General features: G+C 68.3%; 15 protein-coding genes and 1 riboswitch. Of the genes, 3 read left to right on the top strand and 12 right to left on the bottom strand.

Annotated elements, in window-relative coordinates:
* Window positions 1–33: 33 nt before the first annotated feature.
* The gene (locus FAZ11_RS16320; RefSeq protein WP_058774071.1) at window positions 34–1,053 is read right to left on the bottom strand and encodes a zinc-dependent alcohol dehydrogenase family protein; all 1,020 of its coding nucleotides are present in this window, start codon (window positions 1,051–1,053) and stop codon (window positions 34–36) included.
* Between the two features lie 102 nt (window positions 1,054–1,155).
* Between FAZ11_RS16320 and FAZ11_RS16325 the strand changes: the two genes are divergently transcribed.
* Window positions 1,156–2,091 (top strand): LysR family transcriptional regulator, encoded by a 936-nt coding sequence (locus FAZ11_RS16325; RefSeq protein ID WP_058774072.1) that lies wholly within the window; start codon window positions 1,156–1,158, stop codon window positions 2,089–2,091.
* On the opposite strand, the gene FAZ11_RS16330 is transcribed toward FAZ11_RS16325, so the two are convergent.
* From FAZ11_RS16330 to cobO, 11 genes are all read right to left on the bottom strand, one after another.
* The gene (locus FAZ11_RS16330) at window positions 2,088–4,241 is read right to left on the bottom strand and encodes a putative bifunctional diguanylate cyclase/phosphodiesterase (RefSeq protein WP_058774073.1); all 2,154 of its coding nucleotides are present in this window, start codon (window positions 4,239–4,241) and stop codon (window positions 2,088–2,090) included. The two genes, FAZ11_RS16325 and FAZ11_RS16330, sit on opposite strands and share 4 nt — an antisense overlap.
* A gap of 159 nt (window positions 4,242–4,400) precedes the next feature.
* On the bottom strand, window positions 4,401–5,132 hold the full coding sequence (locus FAZ11_RS16335) for an adenosylcobinamide-GDP ribazoletransferase (protein ID WP_058774074.1): 732 nt from the start codon (window positions 5,130–5,132) through the stop codon (window positions 4,401–4,403).
* The gene (locus FAZ11_RS16340; protein WP_058774075.1) at window positions 5,132–5,683 is read right to left on the bottom strand and encodes a histidine phosphatase family protein; all 552 of its coding nucleotides are present in this window, start codon (window positions 5,681–5,683) and stop codon (window positions 5,132–5,134) included. The genes FAZ11_RS16335 and FAZ11_RS16340 overlap by 1 nt, the downstream gene beginning before the upstream one ends.
* Window positions 5,676–6,734, bottom strand: coding sequence for a nicotinate-nucleotide--dimethylbenzimidazole phosphoribosyltransferase (gene cobT, locus FAZ11_RS16345; protein ID WP_058762438.1), 1,059 nt, complete (start codon window positions 6,732–6,734; stop codon window positions 5,676–5,678). Before cobT ends, FAZ11_RS16340 begins: the two co-directional genes overlap by 8 nt.
* Entirely contained in the window at window positions 6,731–7,252 is a 522-nt protein-coding gene (gene cobU / locus FAZ11_RS16350; RefSeq protein ID WP_058762439.1) for a bifunctional adenosylcobinamide kinase/adenosylcobinamide-phosphate guanylyltransferase, read from the bottom strand. Before cobU ends, cobT begins: the two co-directional genes overlap by 4 nt.
* Window positions 7,253–8,704: a cobyric acid synthase gene (locus FAZ11_RS16355; RefSeq protein WP_058774076.1), complete on the bottom strand. Its 1,452-nt coding sequence runs from the start codon at window positions 8,702–8,704 to the stop codon at window positions 7,253–7,255.
* Window positions 8,701–9,690, bottom strand: coding sequence for a threonine-phosphate decarboxylase CobD (gene cobD, locus FAZ11_RS16360; protein WP_058774077.1), 990 nt, complete (start codon window positions 9,688–9,690; stop codon window positions 8,701–8,703). Before cobD ends, FAZ11_RS16355 begins: the two co-directional genes overlap by 4 nt.
* Entirely contained in the window at window positions 9,683–10,591 is a 909-nt protein-coding gene (gene cbiB / locus FAZ11_RS16365; RefSeq protein WP_058774078.1) for an adenosylcobinamide-phosphate synthase CbiB, read from the bottom strand. The genes cobD and cbiB overlap by 8 nt, the downstream gene beginning before the upstream one ends.
* Window positions 10,588–11,238, bottom strand: coding sequence for a 5,6-dimethylbenzimidazole synthase (gene bluB, locus FAZ11_RS16370; protein ID WP_058774079.1), 651 nt, complete (start codon window positions 11,236–11,238; stop codon window positions 10,588–10,590). The genes cbiB and bluB overlap by 4 nt, the downstream gene beginning before the upstream one ends.
* Window positions 11,235–12,533, bottom strand: a complete 1,299-nt coding sequence (locus FAZ11_RS16375) for a cobyrinic acid a,c-diamide synthase CobB (protein WP_058774080.1) — start codon at window positions 12,531–12,533, stop codon at window positions 11,235–11,237. The genes bluB and FAZ11_RS16375 overlap by 4 nt, the downstream gene beginning before the upstream one ends.
* On the bottom strand, window positions 12,527–13,153 hold the full coding sequence (gene cobO / locus FAZ11_RS16380; RefSeq protein ID WP_058774081.1) for a cob(I)yrinic acid a,c-diamide adenosyltransferase: 627 nt from the start codon (window positions 13,151–13,153) through the stop codon (window positions 12,527–12,529). Before cobO ends, FAZ11_RS16375 begins: the two co-directional genes overlap by 7 nt.
* A gap of 95 nt (window positions 13,154–13,248) precedes the next feature.
* Window positions 13,249–13,443, bottom strand: a riboswitch (cobalamin riboswitch).
* A gap of 99 nt (window positions 13,444–13,542) precedes the next feature.
* Between cobO and FAZ11_RS16385 the strand changes: the two genes are divergently transcribed.
* Window positions 13,543–13,872, top strand: coding sequence for a four-helix bundle copper-binding protein (locus FAZ11_RS16385; protein WP_058767104.1), 330 nt, complete (start codon window positions 13,543–13,545; stop codon window positions 13,870–13,872).
* A gap of 143 nt (window positions 13,873–14,015) precedes the next feature.
* Entirely contained in the window at window positions 14,016–14,384 is a 369-nt protein-coding gene (locus FAZ11_RS16390; RefSeq protein ID WP_058762447.1) for a YggL 50S ribosome-binding family protein, read from the top strand.
* The last annotated feature ends 63 nt before the right edge of the window (window positions 14,385–14,447 follow it).

A 14,447-nucleotide genomic window follows, 5' to 3' on the forward strand; every position in this document is an offset into this window, starting at 1 on the left:
CCGCAAGGCGGCTTCTTGCTTTGCGGCGGCGGCTCACTCCATCCGCACCACCACCTTGCCAAAGGCGCCGCGGGCCAGATGGTCCAGGGCGGCGGGCAGATCGGCCAGGCCGTATTCGGCGTCCACCTGCGGGGTGATACCGGTTCGATCAATCCAGCGTACCAAGTCCTCCAGCGCCCGCCGATTGCCCACCGCCACGCCCTGGATACGGGCGCGCTTGGCGAACAGCGTCGCGCAAGGTACCTGCAACTGGAAACCTTCCAGCACCCCGACCACGACAAGGGTCCCACCCGGCGCCAGGGTATCCAGGCTCAGGCCCAGATCGCCCCCCGCTAGCTCTATGACGAGGTCGACCCCGCGGCCACCGGTCGCCTGCCAGACCTGGGCGGGCCAATCGAGCCGGCAGCGATCCACCACCTGCTGGACCCCCAGCGCCCGCGCCCTTTCGCGCTTCTCGGCGCTGGCGCTGGTCAACACCACCTGAGCGCCCAGGCTCAGGGCGAGCTGGGCAGCGAACAGCGCCACCCCACCACTGCCCTGTACCAGCACCCACTGGCCCGGTTGGAGCCTGCCGACCTCGACCAGGCTGTGCCAGGCGGTAAGCCCCGCACACACCAGGGTGCTGGCAGGGCCGTCGGCCAGGGTCTCAGGCGCCATGACGAGATTGTCCTCATGCAGTACTCGATACTGGCTGAGCACTCCGGGTAGGTCCGCGCCGCCGAAGGCGGCATCGGGCGTCGGGCCTGGCAGCGGCGCGTCGAGCCAATCACGCCAGAAGGTATTGATCACCCGCTGGCCCAGCCGGACCCGACTGACCGCCGGGCCAACTGCCACGACCTCGCCCACCAGATCCGAACCGGGCACGAAGGGAAAGCGCAAGGAGCTGCCCATGCCGTTGTCCAGCACCAGGCGGTCGCGATAGTTGAGCGACACGGCGGCGACCCGCACCAAGACCTCGTGCGGCGCGGGCTGGGGAACAGGGGCTTCGATCAATTCCAGGTTGGTGGCGCCGTAGTCGCGCAATTGCCATTGTCGAGTGGAGGTGGGGAGCATGGGCATTTCTCGGTGGAAGAAGTCCGCAGAGCTTATTGAATAGCCTGACGCGCCAGTTGCGCGATAAATTCGCAGCATCGAATATCCAAGCGCGACAATACGATGCTCAGAGCGGATGCCGTCAGCGGGATCGCGGCCTTCGTCCAGGCCGTGCAGTCAGGCAATTTCAGTGTGGCGGCGCAACGGTTGCACCTGTCACGTTCGGCGGTCGGCAAGGCGGTGGCCCGCTTGGAGGAGCAACTGGGCGTGCCGCTGTTCCAGCGCACCACGCGCAGCCAGCGACTTACCGCGGAAGGCGAACTCTTCTATCAGCGCTGCCTGCGCATCCTCGCCGAACTGGAGGGCGCCGAAGACGAACTCGCCCGCGGTCGCCAGAGCCCGCGGGGCCGGCTGCGGCTGAGCATGCCGGTGGTGCTGGGCCGCCGCTGCCTGGCGCCGATCCTGCTGGAGCTGGCCGAGCGGTGGCCCGACCTGCAGTTCGAACTGTCCTTCAACGACCGCAAGGTGGACCTGCTGGAGGAAGGCATCGACCTGGCCATCCGCAGTGGTTCATTGGACGACACACCCGGCCTGCGCGCGCGCCCTCTGGGGGAACATCTCATGGTGGTCTGCGCGGCGCCGGCCTGGCTTGCTCGACATGGAACGCCGCGCACCCTGGACGACTTGGCGAGGCAGCCTGCCCTCCTCTATGGACGTGGCGTCCGGGAGGCGGGCTGGCTATTTCAGGATGCCCAGGGCTCCTTCCGCGAGATCAGTCCGCCAGCCCGCTTGCTGCTGGACGACCTCGACGCCATGCTGCTGGCGGCCTGTCGCGGACTCGGGGTGACGCGGCTGCCCAGTTGGCTAGTGGATACGGCTGTGCGCAATGGCGAGCTGGTGGCCCTGACCTTCGCCGAACGCGCCCAACCCATCATGATCCAGGCGGTCTGGCCCGACACCCGGCACCTGGCCTTCCGGGTACGCCTGGTGCTGGACGAATTGGTCGAACGCCTGCCACCGTTGCTCACCGGGACCTGGGCCGGCCAGCCCGAAGCCTAGGCTCTGAGCTGCCAAGCCCCCTGCTCCTGCTCGGCATACCAGCGCTGGAAGTCTTCCAACGCCAGGGCACCCGCCACCAGTTGCCCCTGGATCTGATCGCAACCCAGCTCCGTGAGCACCTGCAGCGCCGCGGGCGTCTCCACGCCTTCGGCCACCACGCGCAGTCCACGCAAATGACCCAACTGGACCAGCAGCCGAATCACCTCCTGATCGCGCGGCAGTTGGCAATGCTCGATGAATTGCTTGTCGATCTTCAGTTCGTCGATGGGGAAGCTGCTGAGGCAAGCCAACGAGGAATGCCCCGCACCGAAATCGTCGAGGGATAACTCGAAGCCCATGGCCTTGAGCTGGCGCAGGCAATCGAGCACCTGCACCGGATTGCTCATCGCCCGGGACTCGGTGATCTCCAGACAGAAGTGGCATGCCAAGGCGCCGGTCTCGTCCAGCAGCCGACCGAGGCGCGCGATGAAGGCTGGATGCTCCAGGTCCAGTAGCGACAGATTGACGTTGAGTTTGAGAGCGCCCAATTGGCCTTCGCGCTGCAAACGCATGCAGCGCTCCAGCACCCATAGGGTGATGTCGCAGATCTTGCGGCTCTGCTCGGCGAGCCCGACGAAGGCGTCCGGCCCCAGCAGACCCAGCTCCGGATGTTGCCAGCGCAGCAAGACTTCGGCACCCAGCACCCGGCCGTCCGGCAAGCCGATCTTGGGCTGCAGATGCAGCCGCAACTGGTCGTGATCCACGGCGAGGTCCAGGGCGTCGAGCAAGGCGATGCCCTGCTGCCGCTGGCGCTCCTGGTCCGGGTCATGGAAGGCATAGGGCAGTTGCCGCCGCCGGGCGTCCTGCAGGGCGGTCTCGGCATGGGCCAGCAGGGCCTCGGCGCTGGCACCGTGTTCGGGATAGCAGGCGATGCCGAAGGTGATGTGTAACGAGAGCCGCTGGTTGCCGCTGACGAAGGGCTTTTCCACCAGGTTGCGCAGGGACGCCAGGGCAGCGTTGGCGGAGCCTTCGTCGAACCAGGGCAGCAGCAGGACGAAGGTGTCGGCGCCTACCCGCGCCACGCCGTTCTCGTCCGGCGCCGCGACGCGCAGGCGCCGTGCGAGGTGGCGCAGGATCTTGTCGCCGCCTTCCTGGCCGAGTAGTTCGTTGATGGTGCGGAAATTGGCGACGTCCAGCAGCAGCACGGCGAAGCGCCCGGCTGCCGCACGCTCGAGGCGCTGGCGGATCTCCATCACCAGCCGGACCTGATTAGGCAAGCGGGTAAGCATGTCGCGGAACGCCAGCTGACTGATGCGCCGCTCGCGCGCCGCCAAGGCCGCGCCCATCTGGTTCATGGCCCGCCCCAGGCGCCCCACCGGATCCAATCCCTCTTTGAGGCCGAGCTGATAGTCACCATCGGCGATGCGCTCGGTGGCCTGGCCGAGCCGCCCGAGGTAGCGGTTGAGTGCGCCGGCCAGGATGCGACTGACCAGGGCGCCCAGCGAGAAGATCAAGGCGCCGATGAGCAAGGAGTCCAGCAGTGCCGCTTGCTCTGCTGCCTCGATTCCTTCCATGAACATATCCGCCCCTATGACGACCACCTGCCCGTGCTGGCCCGGAATGGCCAGGAACAGCGAGCGGAAATTGCCGAAGCCATCCTGGTATTCGGCGAACCGTGGTCGATGATCAGCGAACACCGCGCCCAGCTCTGGCGGCGCCTGATCGTAGTACTGGCGATAGTCGCCGAAATAGCCGACACGGATTTCCTGCTCGCTGGCCGAATCCATGATGAAACGTACAGCCGAGCCCTCTTCGACGAAGGCATAGAGCGACGCCAAGCCGGCCTTCTGCGCGTAGCGATCAAGAATGACCAGGGTGCGCCGGTAGCGCTGCGGATCGGCTTGCGCGGGATCCTGCAACTGCGCGAGGTAGTCCTCGCCGAGGATTTCCGGCAGCGCCAGGGCGGCACTCATCAGCCGATAGTCGATGCTCTGGCTGCTGGCGCTGCGCGCCTGCCGATAGCTGTGCAGGGTGAACAGCGTGGTCCCCAGCGCATCGACCAGAATGAAGGCCAGCAGGAACTTGGCGAACAGGCTACGAGGTTTCAAGCGAAGACGGGGCTCGGCATTCATCTCCTGGGCCGAACCCGCGCGTTGGGACGCATCGGGCATGGGAGCTCCTTGTCCAGCAGACGACGACTCCCTTGGATTCGCGCGCGCCGAGGTAACATCGCAACGGGGCGATTCCACAGCTGTTCTTAACGGTTTAACAAGAAGCGTTCAAGGACGAGGGTTACAAAACTGCAGCTACCTCACGCTTGTAGCCGATCTTCAGGGCCTGGACAGGGCCAAGGCGACCAGTACCGCCGTTTCGGTCAGCTCCAGCAGCGCCCCGGCGGTATCGCCAGTGGTCCCCCCCAGGCGGTGCCGCAGCGCCCGGCGAACCAAGAGCGCCACCGCAGCCGTCACCAGTAGAGCGGTAAAGCCCTGGGGTAGCAGCACCAGGAGCAGCGCGCCGATCAGCAGCACCCGCCCGAGTGACGTCCGGGGCAGGTGCCGGCTGAGAATGTCGCCCAGACCACCCGGCCGGACGTAGGGCGTGGTCAGCAGCAACCAGGGCAGCGCCAGGCGACCGGCCAGAGGGGCCAGCCACAGGCCGCTGTAAGCGTGCGGCAGGAGCACGACCAGAGCGCTCCATTTGAGCAGCAGGGTCAGCAGCAGCGCCAATACCCCCATGGGTCCGCAGGCCGGGTCCTTCATGATGGCCAGGGTGCGCTCGCGGTCGCCGTAGCCGCCCACCCAAGCATCGACGCTATCGGCCAGGCCGTCCAGGTGCAGGCCACCGGTGAGGATCACCCAGCCGGCGAGCACCAGGGCCGCCTGCAGATAGATACCACCGGACGCGCCCAACCAGGCGATCAGGCTCAGCAGACCGCCCAACAACAGCCCCACCGCCGGATACCAGAGCACGGAACGACCAACCGCTTCGGGTGGCGGCATACCGGGCAGGCGAATCGGCAAGCGGGTGAGGAACTGCACGGCGATCAGCAGCGGCAAGGGCATCAGGGGTGCTCCAGCGACAGCGGCTGCAAGGTCGCATAAGGCGCTTCGATCTGCAGCAGATCCTTGGGTGCGAGGCCACGCTGGCGGGTCAACAGCAGCCGGATCACCCCGCCATGGGTGACGATCAGGCTGCGCTGCGCTTGCAGGCGCGGGCGCCAGCGCGCCACGGCTGCCTGCACCCGTTCCGCGAAGCGGGCCACGGGCTCGCCGCCGGGGGGTGTATAGGCATAGGGATCGGCCCAGAACAGCCCCAGGGCCTCGGCCTGATCCTGCATCAGGTCGGCGGCGCTACGACCCTCCCAGTCGCCGAAATCCAGTTCACGTAGATCCGGCTCCAACGCCAACTCGGCGCCCTGCTCCGCCGCCAGCCATTCGGCAAAGCGGGCGCAGCGTTGCTGGGGGGAACTCAGGATCAGCGTGAAGGCCGGCTGGGCGGCGACGGCCTCGCGCAACTGGGTCCAGCCCTGGGCCGACAGCGGCGGATCGAGGCGACCGCGAAAGCCTTCGGGCCCCTCGGTCACGCCGTGGCGCAGCAGCCAGCAGTCAGTCATGGGCGCGGTCGGAGACGCTGGCTTCGGCGAAGGTGGCCATCTCGCTATGCAGGCGACAGGCCAGTTGCAGCAAGGGAACGGCCAGCGCCGCACCGCTGCCTTCGCCCAGGCGCAACCCCAGGTCCAGCATGGGTTCGCCACCCAGGGCCAGCAGCACGGCGGCATGGCCGGGCTCGGCGCCACAATGGGCGAACAGCAGCCAGTCGCGCGTCCCGGGTTGCAGATGCTGGGCGCAAAGGGCCGCCACCGAGCAGATGAAGCCATCCACCAGGGCCGGCAGGCCCTGCTGGGCGCAGGCCAGGTAGGCACCGGTCAGGGCGGCCAGTTCGAAACCACCCAGCCGGCGCAGCAGTTCATAGGGGTCTTGCAAGGCGTCACCGTGGCGCAGCAAGGCGCGCTGGATGACCGCCACCTTGCGCGCCACGCCGCTAGCATCCAGCCCGGTCCCCGGACCGGCCAGGGCCAGCGGTGAGGTGTCCAGCAACACGCTGGCCAGGGCGCTGGCGGCGGTGGTGTTGCCGATACCCATTTCGCCGCCGATGAAGAGGTCGGCACCTCCGGCACAGGCACGCAACACCGCGTCGCGACCGGCTTGCAGGGCTGCCTGGCACTGCTCGTGGGTCATGGCCGGAGTCAGGGTGAAATTGGCGGTACCGCGCCCGAGCGACAGGTCGAGAACCCCGGGCAGCGGTTCCAGCGGCTCTACGGTGCCCAGGCTGATCACCTCCAGCATGGCGTCGAGTTGCCGCGCGAGCACGCTGATGGCCGCGCCGCCGCTAACGAAGTTGCGCACCATCTCGGCGGTGACGGCCTGCGGATAGGCCGAGACGCCCTCCTCCACCACCCCGTGGTCCCCGGCGAAGACGGCGATGGCGGTGCGTTCCAGCAACGGCCGCGGGTTGCCCTGCAAGGCGGCCATCTGGATGGCCAATACCTCCAGGTCACCGAGCGAGCCGCTCGGCTTGGTCAATACCGTCTGCCGTTGGCGGGCAGCCTCGGCGGCGGCGGTATCGGGTTGGCGGCAGGGTCCTTGCCACCAGGGCATGCTCATAGCGGTGTTCCTTTGAGGGTGAGGGGTAGCCCGGCCACGGTCAGGACCACGCGGTCGCAACGAGTGGCCAGGGCCTGGTGCAATTCGCCGGCGGCGTCGACGTAGCGCCGGGTCAATTCGCCCAGGGGGACGACGCCCAGGCCGGTCTCGTTGCTGACGAAGATCAGGCGACCGGGCAGCCGTGGCACGAGCTCAAGCAGGGCCGCACAGGCCTGGTCCAGACGTTGCGGGTCATCGAGCAACAGCAGGTTGGTCAGCCAGAGGGTGAGGCAGTCTACCAGCAGACAGGTGTCCGGCGTGGCCAGCATCTGCAGCCGCTCGGCCAGGGCCAGCGGCTCCTCCACCAGCGCCCAGTGCGCCGGCCGCCGCGCCGCGTGGCGCTCGATGCGCCGGGCCAGTTCGGCATCGCTGCCACCGGCCGTGGCGATATAGGTGACGGCAAGGCCGGACTCGGCGGCCAGGCGCTCGGCCAGGGCGCTCTTGCCGGAGCGAGCGCCACCGAGGATGAGTTCGCGCATCTAGAGCTCGCAGAGGGCGCGCAGGCGCCCGGTGTCCAAATGTTGCTCGACCAGATCGGCCAGGCGCTCCAGATCGCGCTCGCGCAGGGCGTGGTAGTCCAGCTGCTGCGGCTCGGCCAGGCCGGCCCAGCGCAGCAGGGCGACGCTGGCGGCGGGCACTTCGAACAGGCCGTGCAGGTAGGTACCCAGCACCTGGCCATCGTCGCTGAGGCTACCGTCGACCCGGCCATCGTCGAACCTTACCACCGGACGCGCCAGCGCCGGTCCCTGGCTCACGCCCGCGTGGATTTCGTAGCCGGCCACGTCAACCTCAGCCGCGCATAGCCGACCGCGGACGTTGCGCAGCTGCTTTTCCGCGGCCAACTCGGTGGTCATGGTCAACAGGCCCAGGCCGGCGCTTTCGCCGGGGGCGCCTTCCAGACCCAGGGGATCGGCGATCCGCTCGCCGAGCATCTGGAATCCCCCGCAGATGCCCAGCACCCGACCGCCGTATCTCAGATGACGAGCGATAGCCGTGTCCCAGCCCTGGGCCCGCAGAAAGGCCAGGTCGCTGCGCACGCTCTTGGAGCCGCCGAGGATGACCAGGTCGGCGGCGGGCAGCGCCTCGCCCTGGCGCACGAACAGCAACTCCACCTGGGGATGCAGGCGCAGGGGATCGAAATCGGTGTGATTGCTCAGCCGCGGCATCACCGGCACCGCCACGCGCAGGCGCGGCCCTTGCTTGGCGACCTGGCCGGTGGCCAGACGATCCTCGGCTTCCAGATGCAGGTCGTGCAGATAGGGCAGCACGCCGAGTACTGGTTTGCCGGTGCGGGCTTCCAGCCAGTCCAGCCCCGGTTGCAACAGGGCCAGGTCACCGCGGAAGCGATTGATGATGAAACCGGCCACCCGCGCCTGCTCGCTGGGTTCGAGCAGGTCCAGGGTGCCGACCAGATGGGCGAAGACGCCGCCACGGTCGATGTCGGCCACCAGCAGCACCGGGCAATCCACCGCCTCGGCGAAGCCCATGTTGGCGATGTCGCCCTGGCGCAGGTTGATCTCGGCCGGCGAACCGGCGCCTTCCACCAGTACCACCCGATACTGCGCCGACAGGCGCGTATGGGAAGCCAGCACCGCCTCCCGGGCCACCGGCTTGTAGGCGTGGTAGGCCTTGGCGTCCATGCTGGTGACGGCGCGGCCATGGATGATCACCTGGGCGCCGACATCGGTATTGGGCTTGAGCAGCACCGGGTTCATGTCGGTGTGCGGGGCGAGGCCACAGGCCTGGGCCTGCACCGCCTGGGCGCGGCCGATCTCGCCGCCATCGGCGGTCACGGCGCTGTTGAGCGCCATGTTTTGCGGCTTGAAGGGCACTACGCTCACGCCCTGGCGATAGAGCCAACGGCACAGGGCGGCCACCAGGGTGCTCTTGCCGGCGTCGGAGGTGGTGCCCTGCACCATCAAGGTACTCATAGTGGACTCCGATAACGAGCCAGGGCCTGGTCCAGGCGTTGCCAGCCCGACTCGTCGGCCGGCAGGCCAAATCTCAGGGCAGCGAGGTGGGGAAACAACCGGGTGAAGATGGCCTGGCGCGCCAGGTGTTCGTGCAAGGCAACGGCATCCGGGCGCCGCAGCAGCTGGAACAGCGCACAGCCACCGCTGGGCGGCAGGTCGTGTCCGGCGAGCAGCGCTGCCAGCCGTTCACCGGCCTGCAGCAGGGCCTCGCGCTGCCGCTGCTGGGCCTCCTGGTCGGCCAGCAGCCGTTGCGCCAGGTAGCGACTGGGGCCGTTCACCGTCCAGGGGCCGAGGTGCTCATCGAGGCGCGCCAGCAGGGTCGGTGCGGCGAGCACGAAGCCCAGGCGCATCCCGGCCAGGCCGAAGAACTTGCCGAAGGACCGCAGCACGATCAGTCCGGGCAGATCGCTGAAAGGCGCCAAGCTGGCGCCCGGCGTGGGGTCCATGAAGGCCTCGTCCACCACCAGCCAGGCGCCGCGGCGTTCGAGTCGCGCGTGCCAGTCCAGCAGGCGCGCGGGTGACAGTCGCTCACCGGTGGGATTGTTGGGATTGACCACCAACAGGACATCGAACCGATCTAGACCAGCCGCAACCTCTGTCTCGCTGCACTCCACGACCTCATGACCGGCCCGGCGCCAGGCCTGGGCGTGCTCGGCATAACAGGGTGCGAGCACCGCGACGCGAGCAGGCGCGCGCAGGATCGGCAGCGCCTGGATGGCGGCCTGGGAGCCGGCCACCGGCAATACCGCGGGAGCGCGGTAGTAGGCGCAGGCTGCCTCCACCAGGCCATCGTCGGGCTCCGGCAGGCGCGCCCAGGCACTGGCGGGAATCTCGGGCAGCGGCAAGGGCCAGGGGGCCACGCCCGTGGACAGGTCCAGCCAGTCGCCCAGGGGGATGTCGTAGCTGCGGGCGGCACGCCGCAGGCGACCACCATGCTCAAGCAAGCAGCAATCCTCCCAGGGCGATCAAGGCAGTCCACAGCCAGGCGCCCCGGCGGACCAGCTTCAACGCACGGGTGATGGCCAGGAAGGTCGGTGCCGGGCCGCGGCCGAGCACGGGACGCTCGTGCCACTCCCCGTGATAGCGCGCCGCCCCGCCCAGGCTCACCCCCAGGGCGCCGGCGCCCGCCGCCATCACCGGACCGGCGTTGGGGCTGTCCCACAATGGCGCCTGGGTGCGCCAGCATTCGATGGCATTCCAGAAGCGACCGAGGCCGGCATAGGTCAGGGCGACCAGGCGGGCCGGAATATAGTTGAGCACATCGTCCAGCCGCGCCGCGGCCCAGCCGAACCGCTCCAGGCGTGGAGTGCGATAGCCCCACATGGCGTCCAGGGTGTTGGCCAGGCGATAGAGCACCACCCCCGGCGCGCCGAGCAGGGCGAACCAGAACAGCGCGGCGAAGACGGCATCGCTGCCGTTTTCCAGCACCGATTCGGTGGCGGCGCGAGCGACGGCGGTTTCGTCCAGCTCGCCGGTCTCGCGGCTGACCAGATAGCCGACCCGCTGCCGTGCCTCGGGCAGGTTGTTGCGTTGTAGGGCGCGCGCCACCGGCTCGGCGTGCTCGCCCAGGCTGCGCAGTCCCACGGCCAGGTAGAGCGCCAGGGGCTGGATGATCCAGGCCAGCCAGCCGATCTGGCAGAGCAAGGCGGTGAGCAGTACCCAGGGCAGTACCGCCAGGCTCCAGGCCATTACCCCGTGGCTGCGCCAGCCGCGCCCTCCGGGGTTGAAACGGGCTTCGAGGCTGTCGGCGAAGCGGCCGAACAGGACCAGGGGATGCGCACGGCGCGGTTCGCCGAAGAGCAGATCGAGCAGCATGCCGCAGACGACCGCGAAAGCCAGCATCATGGCTTCTGGCCCCAGCGATTCTCGAAGACCAGCTCTGCCAACGGTCGCCCCTGGCGCCAGCCCTCTTCTTCCAGCATGGGTCGCTCGTAGAAGGCTTCGACGGGCCCGAGGCAGAGGATGGCAGCCGGCTGCGAGCCCTCGGGCATCTCCAGCAGGTTGCGCACGGCTTCCGGTTCGAACAGCGACACCCAGCCCATGCCCAGGCCTTCGCAACGCGCCGCCAGCCAAAGATTCTGGATGGCACAGGACAACGACGCCAGGTCCATCTCCGGCAAGGTACGCCGCCCGAAGATGTGGGTTTCACGGCCGTCCATGAGCGCCGCCACCAGCACCTCGGCGCAGTCGAGGATGCCCTGCACCTTGAGTTTCATGAACTCGTCGCTGCGCTCGCCGAGGGCTTCAGCGGTGGCGCAGCGCTCCTCTTCCACCAACTCGTGCAGACGCTGGCGCAAGGCGGGATCGCTGATACGCAGGAAGCGCCAGGGCTGCATCAGCCCGACGCTGGGCGCCTGGTGGGCCGCGCCCAGCAGGCGGGCCAGTTGTTCGGGGGATACCTCGCCACCGCAAAAATGCCGCATGTCGCGGCGTTCGGCGATGGCACGGTAGACGGCGGCTCGTTCGGCGGGGGTATAGGGCGTCGTGGTCACGGTTTAAGCATCGCGGCGGCCGCGGCGGGTGCCGACGGCATGTAGAAATGAATATAGCTGGCGGTCAGACGACCGTCGCGGTACACCGCCTCGGCGACCGCCTTGCCATTGGGGCACAGGCCGCGCGCCCAGGGCGTCTCGGGCGACTCCAGGGCGGAATGATGATAGGTATGGCCACGCAGCCTGCCCTGGGCGAACTCGACCGACTGCAGCGCCAGGGCGGTCAGCCGCGCCTGCATCCGCGCACTGCCCGGCAGCAGGCCGAGCATGGCGGCCGATTCACCGCCCTTGTCGGTCAGCTCGTCGAGCAGATAGAGCATGCCGCCGCATTCGGCGAGGATCGGCTTGCCGGCGGCATGGTGGGCACGAATGGCCGCACGCATGCCGAGGTTGTTGGACAGCGCCTGCAGATGCAGCTCGGGATAGCCGCCCGGCAGATAGAGGCTATCCACCTCGGGCAGCTGGCTATCGGCGAGTACGGAAAAGAAGCAAAGCTCGGCGCCCTGGGCGCGCAAGAGATCCAGGTTGGCCTGGTAGATAAAGGCCAGGGCCGCATCCCGGGCCACGCCTATGCGCACCCCGGCCAGCAAGGGCTCGACGGACGTCGACTCCGGTGCGGCGAAGGCCACCGGCGGCGGTAATTCAATAGCGGAACTCGCCGCCAGGGCAGCGGCGGCGGCGTCGAGACGGCGATCCAGGTCGGTGACCTCGTCGGCCTGGATCAGCCCCAGGTGGCGACTGGGCAGCTCGATACCGGCATCCCGCGGCAGGCTGCCGAAGAAGGTCATGCCATCCGGCAGGCTGCCACGGATCAACTGGGTCTGCCGCGGACTACCGCTGCGATTGGCCAAGACACCGGCAAAGGGCAGGCTCGGGCGATAGTGGGCCAGGCCATAGGCCAGGGCGCCAAAGGTCTGCGCCAGGCCGGCCGCGTCGATCACGCCCAGCACTGGCACGCCGAAGCACTCGGCCAGGTCCGCCGCCGAGGGCTGGCCGTCGAACAGGCCCATGACGCCCTCGATGAGGATGAGGTCGGCCTCTCCCGCCGCTTCCCACAGCAGCCGCCGGCTCTCGGCTTCGCCGATCATCCAGAGGTCGAGCTGATAGACCGGCGCGCCGCTGGCGCGGGCGAGGATCATGGGGTCGAGGAAATCCGGACCGCACTTGAACACCCGCACCCGTCGCCCCTGCCGCGCATGCAGGCGGGCAAGCGCCGCGGTGACGCTGGTCTTGCCCTGGCCGGACGCCGGCGCGGCGATCAGCAGCGCCGGGCAATGCCGCACTGCGCCTACCATTCGATGCCCTGCTGGGCGCGGACACCGGCCTGGAAGGCGTGCTTGACCAGGCTCATGTCGGTCACGGTGTCGGCGGCTTCGATCAGCGCTGCGGGTGCGCCACGCCCAGTGACCACCACGTGCTGGTGCGCCGGGCGGCCGGCCAGATCGGCCAGCACCTGGTCGACCTCAAGATAGCCGTGCTTGAAGGCGATGTTGAGTTCGTCCAGCAGCACCAGGCCGATGGCCGGGTCACGCAAGAGCTCCACCGCCACCGCCCAGGCCGCGGCAGCCGATTGCAGGTCGCGGGCGCGATCCTGGGTGTCCCAGGTAAAGCCCTCCCCCATGACGTGGTAGCGCACCTCGTCGGGAAAGCGCTTGAAGAAGAGTTGTTCGCCGGTGTCGCGGCGCCCCTTGATGAACTGCACCACGCCTACCTGCATGCCGTGGCCGAGGGCGCGTGCCGCCATGCCGAAGGCCGAACTGCTCTTGCCCTTGCCGATGCCGGTATGCACCAGCAGCAGGCCGCGCTCGTCCTGAGCTTCGGCGATGCGGGCATCGATCACCGCCTTCTTGCGCACCATGCGCGCGCGGTGGCGCTCGTCGCGCTCGTCGTTGGCGGTATCGGGGGTGTCGGTCATGGCAGTTCTCCGGGTGCGGGCGCGGCGGAGAAAAGGGCAGAGACGCCGCCCGCGCAAGGCAGGGGGCGACGCCGCGCGACGCCCTCCGCATCGCCGAGATGAACGCAAACGTGGCCGGTCTCCGGGCTGGTGAGGCGATGCCCTGGGGCATCCGCGGCGCCCCTTCCCGGCCAAGGCCAGTGGGTATCGCGCCGCTACTACTCAACTACCGTTGCGGGGGCAGCGCCGGCTCGACCGGCTTCCCTGTTTCACCCCGGCTCAGGCGGGGCACCACGTGCAAGGGCGCAGGGTACGGGCTACCCGGAAGAGCGTCAATCGATCGCCTCGCCCGAACTCAGTACTCGCGGGTTCGGTCCACCCTGGACACTCACGCCCTTAGGAGCTACCGAATGAACGAAGCCACCCTCGCCGCCTGCATCAAGGCCTGCCTCGACTGCGCCGCTGCCTGCGAAACCTGCGCTAGCGCCTGCCTGGGCGAAGACCATATCGACATGATGCGCGACTGCATCCGCCTGGATCGCGACTGCGCCGACGCCTGTCGCCTGGCCGCCACCTTCATGCAACGCAACAGCGACCGCGTCGCCGAGGCCTGCGCCCTGTGCCTGGCCACCTGCCGTGCCTGCGCCGCCGAGTGCGGCAAGCACAAGGCCGAGCACTGCCAGGCCTGCGCCCGGGCCTGCGAAGCCTGCGCCGAGGCCTGTGCGGCCATGGCCGCCTGAAACCACCAGCGCGATCCTGAACTGCGCGCCTGAGTCGCAGGTGAATCCGCCCTGCCGCCTGCCCATCCGGGCGGGCGGCATTGGCATTAACCGGCCACGCCAGGGATAATGCCCGCCCTTTCATCGATATCCAGGCCTACGCCATGACCGATACCAACCAAGATCCCCGTTTGAGCCGCATGAAGCGTCGCCTGCGCAAGAAGCAGTACCTGGGCGAGTTCCAGGAACTGGCCTTCGAAATCAAGGTGAGCTTCAAGAGCGAACTCAGCGAAGACGATCTGGACACCTTCCTCGGCGACTTCATCGACTACGTCGAAGAGCGCAAGCTGGACTACATCGGCGGCTTCGATAACGCCTGGGTCGAAGGCACCATCATGGCCAACAAGCGCTACACCTCGCCCACCGCAGAAGACCGTACCGCGCTGCTGGATTGGCTCAAGGCCCGTGCCGAAGTCGGCGAAGCCAATGCCTCCGAGCTGCATGACGCCTGGCATCACGACGGCGAAGTCTGAGCATTATCGGAAAAGTGCCTGGGCAGCGGCGACTTTGCCGCTAAGCCTTGAGTAGCCTTCTCC

Origin of the sequence: Pseudomonas rhizoryzae (assembly GCF_005250615.1) — a bacterium.
Taxonomy (GTDB): domain Bacteria; phylum Pseudomonadota; class Gammaproteobacteria; order Pseudomonadales; family Pseudomonadaceae; genus Chryseomonas; species Chryseomonas rhizoryzae.

Excerpts from the sequence above, each read along its gene's own strand:
- FAZ11_RS16320 (WP_058774071.1), bottom strand. The coding sequence starts at position 1,053 with ATGCTCCCCACCTCCACTCGACAATGGCAATTGCGCGACTACGGCGCC.
- FAZ11_RS16325 (WP_058774072.1), top strand. The coding sequence starts at position 1,156 with ATGCTCAGAGCGGATGCCGTCAGCGGGATCGCGGCCTTCGTCCAGGCC.
- FAZ11_RS16330 (WP_058774073.1), bottom strand. The coding sequence starts at position 4,241 with ATGCCCGATGCGTCCCAACGCGCGGGTTCGGCCCAGGAGATGAATGCC.
- FAZ11_RS16335 (WP_058774074.1), bottom strand. The coding sequence starts at position 5,132 with ATGCCCTTGCCGCTGCTGATCGCCGTGCAGTTCCTCACCCGCTTGCCG.
- FAZ11_RS16340 (WP_058774075.1), bottom strand. The coding sequence starts at position 5,683 with ATGACTGACTGCTGGCTGCTGCGCCACGGCGTGACCGAGGGGCCCGAA.
- cobT (WP_058762438.1), bottom strand. The coding sequence starts at position 6,734 with ATGAGCATGCCCTGGTGGCAAGGACCCTGCCGCCAACCCGATACCGCC.
- cobU (WP_058762439.1), bottom strand. The coding sequence starts at position 7,252 with ATGCGCGAACTCATCCTCGGTGGCGCTCGCTCCGGCAAGAGCGCCCTG.
- FAZ11_RS16355 (WP_058774076.1), bottom strand. The coding sequence starts at position 8,704 with ATGAGTACCTTGATGGTGCAGGGCACCACCTCCGACGCCGGCAAGAGC.
- cbiB (WP_058774078.1), bottom strand. The coding sequence starts at position 10,591 with ATGATGCTGGCTTTCGCGGTCGTCTGCGGCATGCTGCTCGATCTGCTC.
- FAZ11_RS16375 (WP_058774080.1), bottom strand. The coding sequence starts at position 12,533 with ATGGTAGGCGCAGTGCGGCATTGCCCGGCGCTGCTGATCGCCGCGCCG.
- cobO (WP_058774081.1), bottom strand. The coding sequence starts at position 13,153 with ATGACCGACACCCCCGATACCGCCAACGACGAGCGCGACGAGCGCCAC.
- FAZ11_RS16385 (WP_058767104.1), top strand. The coding sequence starts at position 13,543 with ATGAACGAAGCCACCCTCGCCGCCTGCATCAAGGCCTGCCTCGACTGC.
- FAZ11_RS16390 (WP_058762447.1), top strand. The coding sequence starts at position 14,016 with ATGACCGATACCAACCAAGATCCCCGTTTGAGCCGCATGAAGCGTCGC.